Genomic DNA, 14,639 nt, shown 5'->3' on the forward strand with positions numbered 1-14,639 from the left:
GTATAATGCATATTTTAAAATTAATCTGGGAAAACATATTACTATAAAAAGAAAAGGTATGTGATGATATGATAAGAAAAATAAAAGCTGTTCTCCTACTTGTATTGATATTTACAGTAATGTTGACTGGCTGTACTTCAAAGAGTATGAGCAATGCTGAATTAGAGAATGAACTTAAGAAAAGAGATACCGCAATAAGTGAATTAGAAAAAGATAAAAAAGCTTTAGAAGATAGGATAAAATCTCTTGAGTCAGAATTAAATGTTGAAGACTCTGATAATCTTTTGGTAAAAGTAATTGAAGTCATTGGATTGATAAAAGACAAGGACATGAATGGTTTATCTGTATATGTCCATCCAACGAAGGGACTTAGATTTACTCCTTATCCATATGTGGATACTCAGAAGGATTTAGTATTTACAGCTGGACAAGTGGCAGACATTATTAAGGACACTAAGGTATATACTTGGGGTAGCTATGATGGTTCCGGTGAACCAATAAAGCTAAGCTTCAATGAATATTATGATAAGTTTATTTATGATGAAGATTTTGCTAATCCACATATGATAGGAAACAATGTGGCAATAGGAAAAGGAAATACTACAGATAATATAAAAGAAGCTTATCCAGAAGGATATTTTGTAGAGTTTTATTTCAAAGGTTTTGAATCAAAATATGAGGGGATAGACTGGAGAAACTTGAAGCTAGTATTTGAAGAAGAAAATGGAACCTGGTATTTAGTAGGTATAGTTCACGGACAATGGACAATATAATCTAATAAGCTGTCTTGAAATGAAATCAGGACAGCTTAAAAAATTTTGCTAGCAAGTTTATGGAAAATAAAGTTTTTATCTATACTGAAATTTCTTGATAGAGTATGCACGGTTTGTTAAGTCTATAGCTAGGGCTAGGAGTTGATTGACTTGAAAAACTTTCAAAGAATAGCAGTTGTATCTGTAATTGTTGCATTATCCTCACAAATAAATATTGGATTTTTAGGTACTGATTTTAGAGTTTCAGGAGGTATAATACTTCTATCAATACTTCTTTTTCTTTATAAGGATTTAAAGCCAATTCTAATGGGAATAGTTTCGGGAATAGCCGTATATCTCCTTAGGATGCTACTTTATTATCTGGGAAATGGCAATATTAATGATGTCCTTTGGTCATTTCAATTAGAGATATTATTTTATACATTCTACGGAGCAATATATTATTTATTAAATAGAAAAAATATTAAAGAAGATATCAATCGATTATTGTTAATTATGATAATTAGCGACTTTTTTTCAAACATAATTGAGGTATTGGTTAGAATTAAAGTCGGTGTTTCTCAATTTAATTGGGAAATAATAACTACATTATTCTTTGTGGCTATAGTGCGTTCTAGTCTGGTATGGTTTGTATTAAACGGACTCAAATATTATAAAATGCTGCTGTTAAAGGAAGAACATGAGAAAAGATACCGAAGGCTTCTATGGCTAACTGCACAATTAAAAACCGAAATGTACTGGATGGAAAAAAATATGGACAACATAGAGAAAGTTATGTCTAACTCCTACGGACTATTTGAGAAGATAAAACTAGACGAGGACAAAGAGGATTGGGCAGATAGAGCTGTGACTATTGCTAGAGATGTTCATGAAATAAAAAAAGAATATGAGTTAGCTATTAGAGGAATGAGAGAAATCACAGAAAATAAGCTGCAAGATGAAGGAATGAATTTTAGAGAAATAATGAATATTTTATACGAAACCATGAAGAGAGAGATAATTCATAAAAAAAAGAATATAGAATTACATTTTGAAGTAGGAGATAATTTTTATACTTCTAAGCATTATTATCTTATGTCAATATTTAGGAATTTGATTATGAATGGGATTGATTCAGCTATAGATTCTAAAAAACAGTGCGAAATTAGATTTATTCACGTGGTTGAGAATGGACAGCATGTTTTTGTAATTGCTGATACAGGTGTTGGAATAGAAGAAAAAAACTTAACTCATATATTTACACCTGGTTTTTCTACTAAGATAAATTACGCTACTGGTGAGATTAATAGAGGACTAGGATTAAGTGTAGTTAAAGATATTGTTGAAAATCATTTAGGCGGGAAAGTTACAGTAAGCTCAGAGGAGGATAAAGGAACAACATTCCGGATTTGTATACCAAGAGATTCTCTGGAGGTGTGAGATGAATATCTTTATCATTGAAGATGACAATAGCATTATCAGGATATTAGAGAAGATAATAACTGACAGAAATTTAGGTACATTATTGGGATGGGCTAATGATGGAATTGATGGTCTTATAGAGATACAAAATTTAAAACCTGATATAGTACTGGTAGACTTATTGATGCCAGGTAAGGATGGCATAACCCTAGTGAAAGAAGTAAAAAATATGTACCCTAACATGCAACTCATCATGATATCGCAGGTGACTTCTAAAGATATGATAGGTAAAGCCTATCAAAGTGGAATAGAGTATTTTATTTCAAAGCCAATAAATGCTATAGAGGTTGAGAGTGTTATTCATAAGGTTCAAGATAAGATAAAAATGAATCAAAAATTATCCAAAATTCAGAGCTTGTTTACTAATGAACAAAATCAAGTTATACAGAAGCAAGAAAATAAAATTGAAGAAGTAAAGAGAGTAATGCAGAGAATTGGAATTGTCGGTGAGAGCGGGAGTCAAGACATAATCAACATCATAAAATATTTGCTTGATACAAAGCAAGATATGTCTGACTTTACGGTGAAAGAATTATGCAGCCATTTTACTGACCAAGTTAAGACTATGGAACAAAGGATCAGAAGAACTGCTACTGTTGGAATGATTAATCTTGCTAATTTAGGTATAGAGGATTACATGAATGAAATATTTACTGAATATTCCAACGGACTATATAACTTTGAACAAATTAAAATTGAAATGGATCATATTAGAGGTAAAAGTAAGAAGAGAGGAAAGGTAAATTTAAGAAAGTTTATTGATGGTATATTATTTTATTGCAATAGAAATGAATAGGAAGGTTGAAGATGAGCAGCTGCTTTTCTTCGGCCTTTTTCTATTGATGAAGAGATAACTATAGATAAATATTATAAATTTTTATACAAATGTGAAACTTTTTGTAGTTTTTTGAAGGTTGATAAATATAATCAAAATATAAAATTAAATAGTCATTATAAATCGACAGGAAAACGGTATCTAAAACGGCTTAAGCTTCATCAAGAGAATGAAAGTCATTAAAATAATATGAGTTTGGATCATAGATATCGGATAAATTTTAAAAATCTTAATGACTAGCATGATTATGTTAATTGACTAAAACTAACTATAAAAAGAAAGATGAGGGATTCATATGGAAACATTTAAGCTTATAGTTGATTCTGTAAATACAGTTCTATGGGACTATGTGCTAATAGTTGCTCTTTTAGGTATAGGTGTTTTTATGACAGTAAAACTTAAGTTTTTACAGTTTACCAGGTTATTTCCTGCATTAAAGAAGATGCTTGGAGGATTAACAAGCAAAAAATCAGTAGGGGAAGGAAAAATGACGCCCTTTCAAGCACTATCAACAGCAGTAGCAGCTCAAGTTGGTACAGGAAATATAGTAGGAGTTGCCACAGCCATAGCAGCTGGAGGGCCTGGAGCAGCATTTTGGATGCTAGTATCTGCATTTTTCGGAATGGCTACAATATTTAGTGAAGGGGTTCTAGCACAAAAATATAGAGAGATTAAAGACGGAGAGCTAGTAGGAGGGCCAGCTTACTATATTAAAAATGGTTTAAAATCTAAAGGATTGTCGGTATTCTTTGCTATAGCATGTATTGTTGCACTTGGTATAGTCGGCATCATGGTACAATCAAACTCTGTTGCTGGTTCTGTAAGTGAGGCATTTGGCATACCAACCATTGGTATCACAATAGGACTTTCAATTATAGTAGCACTTATACTAATGGGTGGCATGGGAAGAATAGCAGCTTTTGCAGAAAAAGTAGTACCAATAATGGCTGGTGCATATATTTTAGGAAGCTTTATAATAATCTTAATGAATATAGGAAACTTTGTTCCTGCAATAAAGAGTATTTTTATGGGTGCATTTTCACCAGCGGCAATTGGTGGAGGGGCACTTGGTATCACTGTTCAACAGACTATTAGGTTTGGACTTGCAAGGGGACTTTTCTCAAACGAAGCAGGTATGGGTTCAACTCCACATTCACATGCAGTTGCCGATACTAAACATCCTGCCGAACAAGGCTTTACTGCCATGATAGGAGTATTTATTTCAACATTCTTGATTTGCCTCTCAACAGTTATGGTAAACTTAGCTTCAGGATCTTATAACCCAAATATATCTGCAATAGAGATGACGGAAAAAGCCACTGTGATGACACAATATGGCTTTATATCAGGATTTAGTGTATTTGGTGGAATGTTCTTATCAATTTGTTTATCATTCTTTTCACTTACTACAATAGTTGGATGGTATTACTTTGCCGAATCCAATGTGAAAATGGTATTTAACTCTAAGGCTAGAACATTAAATATATTTAAAGCTATATCTATAACAGCCTTAGTACTAGGGACAGCTATTGAAACTACATTTGTATGGAAATTAGCAGATATGTTCATGGGTATTATGGCTATACCAAACATAGTAGCACTATTCTTATTATCCAAAGAAGTACGTGCGGTACTTGATGACTATGATTCATGCGTACTTAAAGGAGATATCCATTGGGATTATGAATATGAGAATCTTGAAGAAAACAAAGCGAAGAATAAAAATTCTGTATTAAAGAAGGTTTTAACTACTACGACTTTAAAATAGTTGAATACAGAAATCTAGATAAAGCACATGATTTCTCTTTAGGTAAATAGAAGCTCCTCTTAGAAATACTAAATTTAGTATTCTAAGAGGAGCTTTTTAGTGCAATAATATTCAACCCTCAAATCTTAATTATTTACCCGGTGATTTCTACAAGCATTTTTAGACTAGTGCTAACCTAGATTTAAAATCGCGCTGTCTTTTAGCAACTCCAAAAATCACAGTTCATAAATAGTATTATTAGTATTAAGAAGAAGAATAGCAGCTCACTTCCACTATTTCCACGACATCCTTTTGCTACAACCATCATACAACCTCCTATCAATTAAATAAGTTAGGTTTTTACCTTAATACATTATATTAGTTGCTGAAGTTTGTGTTACGTTTTTTCTGGTTCATATCTTAGCTTGTGGTCCTAATAAAGGAAAATAGTTAGTAAAATCTTTAGATAAATTTGTTTGATATCATAATGATGAAAAATAGATAATATTTGTAAATTAGTTATAATTTTTAAAATAAGTAAAGGGTTTCTGATATTTGTGTAGAAATGTATAATAAATTGCAGAGATTAGGGTTTATTTTATCCTAATTTATAAACTCAAAAAATGTTTATATAAAATAATTTGAAGTACTTACAGATAAATAGAGAGGTATTGTGATAGCATAATAAAATTAAGCATACGTTTTATTAGGGAGAAGTATAACTTGTAAGGATGGTGGTAGAATGGCAATTTCAAAAATTCAGAGTAAAATTAATGTGAAATATTCAATTTTAAGGTTTGCTATTTTGACATTATTTATACTGATAATCTTTATATGCTATGATTTAATTTTTGCTAGTTGGAATAATAATGAACTTTTTCATGAAAATGTTTCCTTTGATAGAATGAACCTTGACAGAACTAGTTCTTTCACTGTAAAACAGGAGGGAAAAGCTATAGTTCACGTGTTTTCAGATATTGAAGAAGGAGGATTTCATGTTGCTTTATACAATCCTGAGGGATATACGGTATATGAATATGAAGGATTAAAGGGATCTGATGATAAGGAAATTGAAATTTATAAAGGAGATTGGACAGTTAAAATCATTGGGGGAGATGTTAAAAAAGGAAAATATAAAGTATTAATCCAAAGAATTAGGGAGTAATAAATAGAATTAGCTTTATCTTTTTAATTGCTCATTAAAGGAGGCTGAAATTATGATTGAAATTATAATTATTCTAATGCTATATTTTCTTGCGATTGCTTACCACTTATATTCGACTCTTTACAAAGAAACTAAAAATATTAGAGTAATGTTAATTTTATTTTTATTATATAATGTTCCTATAATAGTATTTTTTATTTATCCCGAAATCAAATACTTATATTTATTATATTTATTGCCAGTTAATCTACAGACATATATATTTTTAAATTCTCGTAAAAAGAAGAATGAAAGAATTGCTAGTAATAATAAAGAAGAGAAGTGTTATTCGTACAATCTTTTTGAATATTCTAAGGCTACTGTTTTTATAATAGGAGTGTTTATAATTATTGGCTTACTGCCTATATTTATAAAAAAAATAGATTTTCAAGTTATTCATTATATTGTTTATTTTGTAAATATTTGTATTGGAGTCTGTACATGTGCGACTAAATATATAAATATATATACTTGAAAACAAATGTATTATTGCAGATGAAAAAATAACTACTATTAATTTTTCAGAATGGGACTCATATAAAATAGCAAAAAACAAAATTATCTTTTATTCAAATGACGACACACATAGGTCTTTTAAGTTTCCTAGAAAAGTTATTTTGGAGTTAGAAGATTATTTTAGTAAGGCAAATATACAGAAAAAAAGGAGCTAGGTTTTTTCATAGTTTAGTAAAAATAAGAGAGTGCCTCTAAGTTAAGGCATTCTTTTTTGTCTTTTAATGAGGATAAAACAAACCTATTTTAATAAATCTAATTTCTTATTTACCTATTTTAAGCTATAGGATATTATAAAATGGGGGATGATTTTATGATACTGGTTCCTATTTTGAAAAAACTAAACTTATTTAAGATACTGATTACATTAATACTTTTTTATGGAGCATTTCTCTATGAAAATGCTCTTACTCATCGTGCAACTATTTTGATTTTGCTGTATATAACCTACCTTATAATCAATCTAGCTAGGCTTAAAATAAGAAATGAAAAAATAATACTGCTAACCTATATAATTGAGATAAGCCTCATATACATAATGGAACAAAATTCAAGGTATTTGATAAATTATATCCTTCATCTTTTTTATTTCTTAGCTTTACTAGAAATTCCATTGAATCTAAATAGGGTATATAGCCTTGTACTCTGTACTATTACAATGATCATATCAAGTATTAAGTTCATAATATTGTTAGTCAATAAATCAAGTCTAGGAAACTTATATCAAAGTGTATTTTTCATTGCTACAGGAATATCCCTACTGCTTCTAATGAATTTTTTGAAATACTATAAAGACGAAAAAGAAAGTAAGGAAAAGCTGAATGAAGAGCTTTTAAGGGCTAGAGAGAAGCTTAAAGAAGCTGCAATTATTCAAGAGAGAAATAAAATTGCAAGGGATATTCATGATACTATAGTAAGCTTAATCTCAGAGATAGGACACAGCTTGCTTTGTTTGCAGTGAAAAATGGAATTGAATAAATAAATGTATTTATATATAATTAGATAAAGGATAAGAGATGTATAAGAGGAGGGGTGAGATGGCAGATGTGGAAAAGATATTATACCAGATTTTAGAAAGTATATTATTTATGCAGAATCAAACAAATGGCATACAGGGGCAAATAAACAGTATTCAAGAGCAGATAAACAGTATGCAAGAGCAGATGGACAGTATGCAAGAGCAGATGAACAGTATGCAAGAGCAGATGAACAGTATGCAAGAGCAAATAAATAATAATCATGAAGAGGTAATAAAACGTATTGAAAAGCTAGAGGATAATCATGTGGAAGTAATTAAGCGCCTTAACAGACTTGAAGAAAATCAGATAGCCATAAAGAAGTTTATGGAAGAAAGTGAAATATCTTTTACAAAATCGGAGGAAACTTATAAGGTAATTCAGGATTTAAGAAATGTATTCGTAAAAGAGGATTAAATAAAAAAACCATAATTTTAGCGCAGCTATTATTATGGTTTTTTTATGCTAAAAGTCATGGGTAAAATCAATACATTAGGAAATAAGTTAGAAGAACTTTTTCTATAAGTATTATAGGATATAGTCAAGGAGGAGATGAAAGTGAAAAAGATATTTTAAGTTATTTTAGTATTTATATTGGCATTTACTTCTGTAGGATGCAGCAAAAATGATCTTACTGATTATGTGAAGGCTGTGAAAAAAACCTATGAGATAAAAAAAGGAACCAGCAAGGCTGATGTACAGTTTAATACAGAGTTTAATTTTAATAGTTCTGGAACCTTTGAAAAAGAGTTATATGATTTATTAAGGAATGCTAAGTTTTCAATGAACATTAAAATTGATAAAGAAGCTGATATAATGCTGTCCGAAATGTATGTAAACCTAGGGAGAGTAGGTCAAGACATTAACTTTTATTCGTTAAATGATAGACAATACATTGAGTATTTATCTACAGTTATAGAGGATAAAAAATATATAGAATTAACGAAAAACAGTAATAATTCAGATTCTGATAACCAAATATCAGAAAATACACTAAACATGATAAAGGATAAATGGACAGAAATATTAAAAGAGGAAAATGTATTTAAGGGCAATAAAGTTTTAGTATCCACAGATGAAGGAGAAGTAAAAGCAACTGAATATACAATTGAGATTAATAATGAGCAATTTAAAGAGTTAGCAGGATTTGTAATAGATGCAGTTATCGAAAGTGACGATATAAATAAACTTTATAATAATTCTTGGAAATTAGAAGACAGTGGAGAAATTAGCTTTGATAATGAAGATCTTAAAAAAACAATTCAGGAAATTAGAAAAATAATTAATGAATCAAGTAATTCGAAATTATTATATAAAGCCTTTATGGATATGGATGGATATATAGTAGAAGAAAATATTGAGTTTATTTTAGAAACGGACGAGGATCAGGAAGAATATATTATAAAGAAAATTAATGTGCAGTGTAACACTAAAAACTTTAACATTCAAAAAGAACAAAATATTGATTTTGAAAAACCAACACCAGAAAACACAATAAAAATAGAAGATGTAGATTTTCAAAAGATTTTTATATCCATACAAGGAAGGCGATTTAGATGACGATACTGGAAATAAAAAAAATTACAAAGGATTATAAGGAGCTAAGAGCAGTAGATGAGTTAAGTTTTGACATTAAAGAGAAAGAAATATTTGGCCTATTGGGGCCCAATGGTGCTGGAAAGTCGACTACTATATCTATGATATCTACACTATTTAGACCAGATAGCGGTGATATCTTTATCTAGGTGAAAGCGTGCTAAAAAATCCAAAGAGATTAGAAAATGACTTAGGTTTAGTCCCACAGGAGATAGCACTTTATCCAACACCTCAAAAATGGGCAGTTGAAGGAATTGAAAAGATTGTGATGTATGGAAAAGGAATGGAGGATATTTTACCGAATTTAGGAATATTAGTTTTAATGGGAACAGTATTTTTTATTATAGGTGTAAAGAAAATTTAATAATTTAGTATGCCACAGGGCTAACTCTGTGGCATATTAAATTTTTGCCTTTCTTAAGAAAAAATTACAACTTGTAAATGAAATATGGAAATGGTAAACTTATGATGTGATAATATGTATTTTTCGTGTTTTTTAGTGCTAAATATGTATTGAACTTTTGCAGAATTATCCTATAATATTATGTAAAAAAAGGATGTAGACTATGACAAAATGGGACAAGTACTTAATAGTTTTTGTGTTGCTGTTAAGCCTAGTAGGAATATATTTTGTAAAATATTATTCAACAAATGGCGGAAATAAGTATATTAGCATACAAGTCGATGGAAAAGAGATTAAAAAGATTTCCTTTGGGGCAAATATGGTAGGCAAAACCATTGATATAAAAACAGAATTTGGCTATAACAAAATAGAGGTTGGCGATGAAAGGGTTAGAGTTATTGAAGCTGACTGTCCTGACAAGCTAGATGTTAAGCAAGGATGGATATCTACTCAAGGAGAAGTGATTGTCTGCTTACCAAACAGAATGGTAGTAGAGATAAAGACAGAGAAAAATTCAAATGATGAAATAGACCATATTAGTTATTAGAAAAGGGTGAGATACATGAAAAGACTCAGAAAACTTATTCTTTTATCATTATTAGTTTCTTTAGGACTTGCCCTTAGTATAATAGAATCAATGATTCCAATACCTATTTTGTTACCAGGCATGAAGCTTGGACTAGCTAATATTGTTTGCCTAATTACTTTAGTATTGTTTGGATGTAAAGAAGCCTTTGTTGTAGCAATATTAAGGTCATTAGTATTTGCACTGGCTACAGGAGGATTTTCGGGTTTAGCCTATAGTCTTTCTGGAGCGATATTAAGCACCTTAGCTATGTCAATTGTATTTAGACATTTTTCTAGCTATTTTAGTTTAATTGGTGTTAGTATTTTTGGAGCAATATTTCATAATGTTGGGCAGCTTTTGGCAGCTAGCCTGATAATGGAAAATCTAAAAATCTTCTCATATTTTCCTTTCATGACTTTATTGAGCTTGTTTACTGGCTATTTTGTTGGATTAGGCTCAGCGCTAACATCAAAGAATATGAAAAAAATATTAGGAGAAACTTAGAATTAACATAAGGAGGTAAACATGAGACCAAGAAATAGGAATTTAGCACTTTTGTTTGCGTTAACTATTATAGGTGTAGTGCTAGGTAGTGTTATTGGAAATCTATTAGGCGATAAAATTCCTTTACTGTCATATAGTTATCCTATTGGGATTAAAACTCCCGTACATCTAGACTTAAGTGTAATAGAGCTTACCTTTGGGTTAATTATTGACATAAACATTGCCAGCGCTATTGGATTTTTATTAGCTTTCTTTATGTATAAAAGACTATAGGTGAGATTATGAAAAAGATAATTTTAGCATCTTCATCTCCGAGGAGAAGAGAAATATTAGAAAGATATGATGTGGATTTTGAAATAATTAAAAGCCATGTTAATGAAAAAGTTTCTTTTGGTGATGATCCTTTTCAGGTAGTTATGTCTCTAGCCTTTCAAAAGGCAGAAGATATTTCCAGCAAACTTGATTCTAACGCAATAGTAATTGCAGCAGATACAGTTGTGTATATGAATAGCGTTATTGGGAAGCCCAAAGATGAAATAGATGCCTATAGGATTCTTGAAAAACTAAGCGGCAAAGAACATCTGGTAATTACAGGTATAACTATAATAGACACAAGCCTAGGGAAAAAAATCATTGATTATGAAACAACTAAAGTTAAATTTAGGGAATTACAGCCAGAAAAGATAAATAGGTATATAAGTACTGGAGAATTTAAGGATAAGGCAGGAGCTTATGGTATTCAAGGCTATGGTGAAATTTTAGTAGATTGGATAGAGGGTTCTTACTCCAATGTAGTAGGATTGCCAATTGTGAAAGTAGATAAGCTTTTGGAAAGGTATTTTAATACAAAAATTCTTTGATTATCTTTTGGGAGGGGCTATGGAGAAAGACTTTAGTTATACCATTAAGGATTTACCTGAGGATGAAAGGCCACGAGAAAAACTTTATAAATATGGTCCTAAAGTATTATCAAATACTGAATTATTAGCTATAATAATTAGGACAGGTAATAGAGAAAGTACAGCTATAGAAATATCTCAAAAACTTTTGGCAGGCAAAAAGGAAGGAATTTCTTTTTTAATTGATGCAAACTTACAGGAGATAATGAAAGTAAAAGGAATAGGACAGTGTAAGGCGGCTCAAATATTAGCTGCTGTAGAACTAGGCAAGAGAGTTATGTCAAGCACACATAAAGAAAAATCAAGGATTACTTCACCAACAGATATTGTCGATATTCTAATGCTGGATATGATTCATTTGAAGAAAGAGCATTTTAAAATAGTTATGCTAGACACTAAAAATCAAGTGATAGGAATCGAAGATATATCTATAGGGAGTTTGAATTCTTCTATAGTTCATCCAAGAGAAGTTTTCAAAGAAGCTATAGTCAAAAGCAGTGCCTCAATAATTCTTGTTCATAATCATCCTAGTGGAGATCCTGCACCCAGCAAGGAAGACATTGCTATAACCAGGAGATTGGCTGAGGGAGGAGAGATTCTAGGAATTAAGGTGCTCGACCATATTATAATTGGAAATAACAGGTATATAAGTTTAAAAGAGAAAGATATAATTTAAGGCTTTAACTAGGAAGGAGCAAAAGATGATGGGAATGTTTAGTATATTTACAAAGGACATGGGAATTGACTTAGGAACAGCAAATACTTTAGTTTTTATGAAAGGTAAAGGTATAATAATTAGAGAACCTTCTGTTGTTGCTATACAAACTAATACTAAAGAGGTCTTAGCAGTAGGTGAAGAAGCCAAGAGAATGATAGGTAGAACACCGGGACATATAGTTGCTATTAGACCTTTAAGTGATGGAGTCATTGCAGACTTTGACATTACTCAAAGTATGCTAAAGTACTTTATAAGAAAAGGAAATCGTACACGTTCACTTTTTTCTCCTAGGGTAGTTGTTTGCGTGCCTTCTGGTGTTACTGAGGTTGAAAAAAGGGCTGTTGAAGAAGCTGCTATCCAAGCAGGAGCCAGAGAAGCATTTCTTATAGAGGAGCCTATGGCTGCGGCTATTGGTGCAGGACTTCCTGTTCAAGAACCTAACGGCAGTATGGTAGTAGATATTGGAGGAGGTACTACTGAAGTAGCTATTATTTCCTTAGGTGGAATAGTAACTAGCAAATCTATCAGAGTAGCAGGAGATGAACTCGACGAATCAATAGTCTATTATATTAAAAAAGAGTACAATTTAATGATAGGAGAAAGGACTGCAGAAGAAGTTAAGATACAAGTAGGTTCAGCTGATTTATCTGGCAATAAGGAAAGAAAAATATCTGTAAGAGGAAGAGATTTGATTTCTGGGCTACCAAAAACTATTGATATCAGTTCATCTGAGATTTATGAAGCGATGAAAGAGCCTATATCTAATATTATAGATGCTATAAAATTCACTCTAGAAAAAACTCCTCCTGAGCTAGCATCAGATATTATGGAGCAAGGGATAATGTTAACTGGAGGAGGAGCGTTGTTGGATGGACTGGATAGGCTTATTAGAAAGGAAACTGGAATGCCTATTCATATAGCTGAAGATCCTTTAGATTGCGTTGCCATAGGTACGGGAAAGGCTTTAGAAGATATAGAAACATTAAAAAGAGTTGCGAAAAGTTCAAGAAAGTTAGGATAAGTGGTGATATAGATGGCCATATTTAAAAAAATAAAGGGGAGAATGATAGTGACTGTTGTTGCTATCATTCTAATTGTAATTATTGGAATTACGGCTGGTGGTAGAGATAAGATAACATCTATTGAAAATTTCATGGGTAGTATAATAACTCCCATTCAAAAAGTTTTTTATAATAGCGGCGAATCGGTTGTAGGAGCTATTAAATCTATAGGAAGTATTACACAACTTAAGGATGAAAACATCAAATTGAAGGAAGAAAATGCTAAATTAAAAGAACAAGTAAGAAATTATGAGGACATTGTAAGCAAATCTGATTATTTAAGAAATGCTGCAATATTAAAAGAGAAAACAAAATATAACTTAGTCGAGGCTCAAATAATAGGAAAAGATCCAGGAAATTGGTTCGAAAGATTTATAATAGATAAAGGAACTAAAGACGGTATAAAAAAAGATGATGCAGTTATTCAAGGAATACAGGTTGACGGCAATACTGTAGAAGAAGGACTTGTCGGCAGGGTCGTTGAAGTTGGAGAAAACTGGGCTAAGGTTATAGCTATAATAGATGCAGGCAGTAACTTGAGCTTCAATGTAATAAGAACTCAAGACGGCGGAATTATGAAAGGTGATTCTGAAGGTAATATATCAGGCTATCTTTTTGATACAAAGGCAGACGTTGTAAAGGGAGACAAGCTACTTACTTCTGGGCTTGGAGGAATTTTCATAAAGGGACTTTACATCGGAGAAATAAGTGAAGTAACCAAGAATAGTGATGATCTTTTAGTAAATATTGAAGTACAGCCAGCCATGAATTTTAATAAGCTTCAAAATGTTTTTGTTATAATAGGAAATTAGATAAAAGGGGTAAATACTTTGAGATATTTTATTATAGCTATTATAGTCTTAGTGAACTTTTTAATAAAATCTACCATATTACATCATATTAGTGTATTTGGAGTTGTGCCTAATACATCTTTGATTATAATAGTATGTCTTTCTCTTCTTGCAGGTAAAAAGACTGGTAGTGTATTAGGGCTAATATTGGGACTTTTAGAGGACATGTTTTTTTATGAAGTTATAGGAGTACATGCTTTGATTTATTTCATTATTGGCTATCTAATTGGATTGACTGATAAAAAGGTATTTAAGGAAAATTTATTTTTACCTTTTGTTTTTACGGTCCTATCAACTTTTGCTTTTCATGTAGTCTATTATGTATTTATGTATTTTCTGTCTATTAATGTTGATTTTATAAGTCTTTTAAAAGACATTGTAATCATTGAGACGATCTTAAACTCTGTATTGTCTGTTTTCTTTTATAAACAATTTCTTAAACTATATCGCCAACCGCAAATAAGTTTTGGAAAAAAGTAAAGGAGGTGAA

The 14,639-nt window shown here is 31.0% G+C and carries 19 protein-coding genes; all 19 read left to right on the top strand.

The features are described 5' to 3' along the window. Positions 1-68 precede the first annotated feature (68 nt). The 19 genes from QO263_RS10475 to mreD all read left to right on the top strand — a co-directional run bounded on the left by QO263_RS10475 (position 69) and on the right by mreD (position 14,629). Complete coding sequence (locus tag QO263_RS10475; protein ID WP_285620926.1) at positions 69-773, top strand: hypothetical protein; 705 nt, start codon at positions 69-71, stop codon at positions 771-773. A gap of 150 nt (positions 774-923) precedes the next feature. Continuing rightward, positions 924-2,192 carry a sensor histidine kinase gene (locus tag QO263_RS10480; RefSeq protein ID WP_285620928.1) on the top strand — a complete coding sequence of 423 codons (1,269 nt, stop codon included), beginning with the start codon at positions 924-926 and terminating at the stop codon, positions 2,190-2,192. 1 nt (position 2,193) lies between these two features. Continuing rightward, positions 2,194-3,030, top strand: coding sequence for a response regulator (locus tag QO263_RS10485; RefSeq protein ID WP_285620929.1), 837 nt, complete (start codon positions 2,194-2,196; stop codon positions 3,028-3,030). Positions 3,031-3,364: 334 nt separating this feature from the next. Beyond that, positions 3,365-4,837 (top strand): alanine/glycine:cation symporter family protein, encoded by a 1,473-nt coding sequence (locus QO263_RS10490; protein ID WP_285620932.1) that lies wholly within the window; start codon positions 3,365-3,367, stop codon positions 4,835-4,837. A 721-nt stretch (positions 4,838-5,558) separates the two neighbouring features. Next, entirely contained in the window at positions 5,559-5,981 is a 423-nt protein-coding gene (locus QO263_RS10495) for a hypothetical protein (protein ID WP_285620934.1), read from the top strand. Positions 5,982-6,033: 52 nt separating this feature from the next. Next, positions 6,034-6,495 carry a hypothetical protein gene (locus tag QO263_RS10500; RefSeq protein WP_285620937.1) on the top strand — a complete coding sequence of 154 codons (462 nt, stop codon included), beginning with the start codon at positions 6,034-6,036 and terminating at the stop codon, positions 6,493-6,495. Between the two features lie 351 nt (positions 6,496-6,846). After that, positions 6,847-7,494, top strand: coding sequence for a sensor histidine kinase (locus QO263_RS10505; RefSeq protein WP_285620939.1), 648 nt, complete (start codon positions 6,847-6,849; stop codon positions 7,492-7,494). A gap of 76 nt (positions 7,495-7,570) precedes the next feature. Further along, entirely contained in the window at positions 7,571-7,966 is a 396-nt protein-coding gene (locus tag QO263_RS10510) for a coiled-coil domain-containing protein (RefSeq protein WP_285620942.1), read from the top strand. 177 nt (positions 7,967-8,143) lie between these two features. Next, positions 8,144-9,109, top strand: a complete 966-nt coding sequence (locus QO263_RS10515; RefSeq protein WP_285620945.1) for a hypothetical protein — start codon at positions 8,144-8,146, stop codon at positions 9,107-9,109. After that, on the top strand, positions 9,106-9,294 hold the full coding sequence (locus QO263_RS10520) for an ATP-binding cassette domain-containing protein (protein WP_285620947.1): 189 nt from the start codon (positions 9,106-9,108) through the stop codon (positions 9,292-9,294). Before QO263_RS10515 ends, QO263_RS10520 begins: the two co-directional genes overlap by 4 nt. A gap of 8 nt (positions 9,295-9,302) precedes the next feature. Further along, a complete protein-coding gene (locus tag QO263_RS10525; RefSeq protein WP_285620950.1) occupies positions 9,303-9,509 on the top strand; it encodes a hypothetical protein in 207 nt (68 codons plus the stop codon). 202 nt (positions 9,510-9,711) lie between these two features. After that, a complete protein-coding gene (locus QO263_RS10530; protein ID WP_285620954.1) occupies positions 9,712-10,095 on the top strand; it encodes a NusG domain II-containing protein in 384 nt (127 codons plus the stop codon). 15 nt (positions 10,096-10,110) lie between these two features. Further along, on the top strand, positions 10,111-10,620 hold the full coding sequence (locus QO263_RS10535; RefSeq protein WP_285620957.1) for a Gx transporter family protein: 510 nt from the start codon (positions 10,111-10,113) through the stop codon (positions 10,618-10,620). A gap of 21 nt (positions 10,621-10,641) precedes the next feature. Next, positions 10,642-10,893 (top strand): DUF4321 domain-containing protein, encoded by a 252-nt coding sequence (locus QO263_RS10540; protein WP_285620959.1) that lies wholly within the window; start codon positions 10,642-10,644, stop codon positions 10,891-10,893. 8 nt (positions 10,894-10,901) lie between these two features. Further along, the gene (locus QO263_RS10545; RefSeq protein ID WP_285620964.1) at positions 10,902-11,480 is read left to right on the top strand and encodes a nucleoside triphosphate pyrophosphatase; all 579 of its coding nucleotides are present in this window, start codon (positions 10,902-10,904) and stop codon (positions 11,478-11,480) included. Between the two features lie 19 nt (positions 11,481-11,499). Next, positions 11,500-12,195, top strand: coding sequence for a RadC family protein (gene radC / locus QO263_RS10550; protein WP_285620966.1), 696 nt, complete (start codon positions 11,500-11,502; stop codon positions 12,193-12,195). 28 nt (positions 12,196-12,223) lie between these two features. Beyond that, positions 12,224-13,258: a rod shape-determining protein gene (locus QO263_RS10555; protein WP_285620969.1), complete on the top strand. Its 1,035-nt coding sequence runs from the start codon at positions 12,224-12,226 to the stop codon at positions 13,256-13,258. A gap of 48 nt (positions 13,259-13,306) precedes the next feature. After that, positions 13,307-14,110: a rod shape-determining protein MreC gene (mreC, locus tag QO263_RS10560; protein ID WP_285620970.1), complete on the top strand. Its 804-nt coding sequence runs from the start codon at positions 13,307-13,309 to the stop codon at positions 14,108-14,110. Between the two features lie 18 nt (positions 14,111-14,128). After that, entirely contained in the window at positions 14,129-14,629 is a 501-nt protein-coding gene (mreD, locus tag QO263_RS10565) for a rod shape-determining protein MreD (protein ID WP_285620972.1), read from the top strand. The last annotated feature ends 10 nt before the right edge of the window (positions 14,630-14,639 follow it).

It is taken from the genome of Proteiniborus sp. MB09-C3 (assembly GCF_030263895.1).
GTDB lineage: Bacteria > Bacillota > Clostridia > Tissierellales > Proteiniboraceae > Proteiniborus.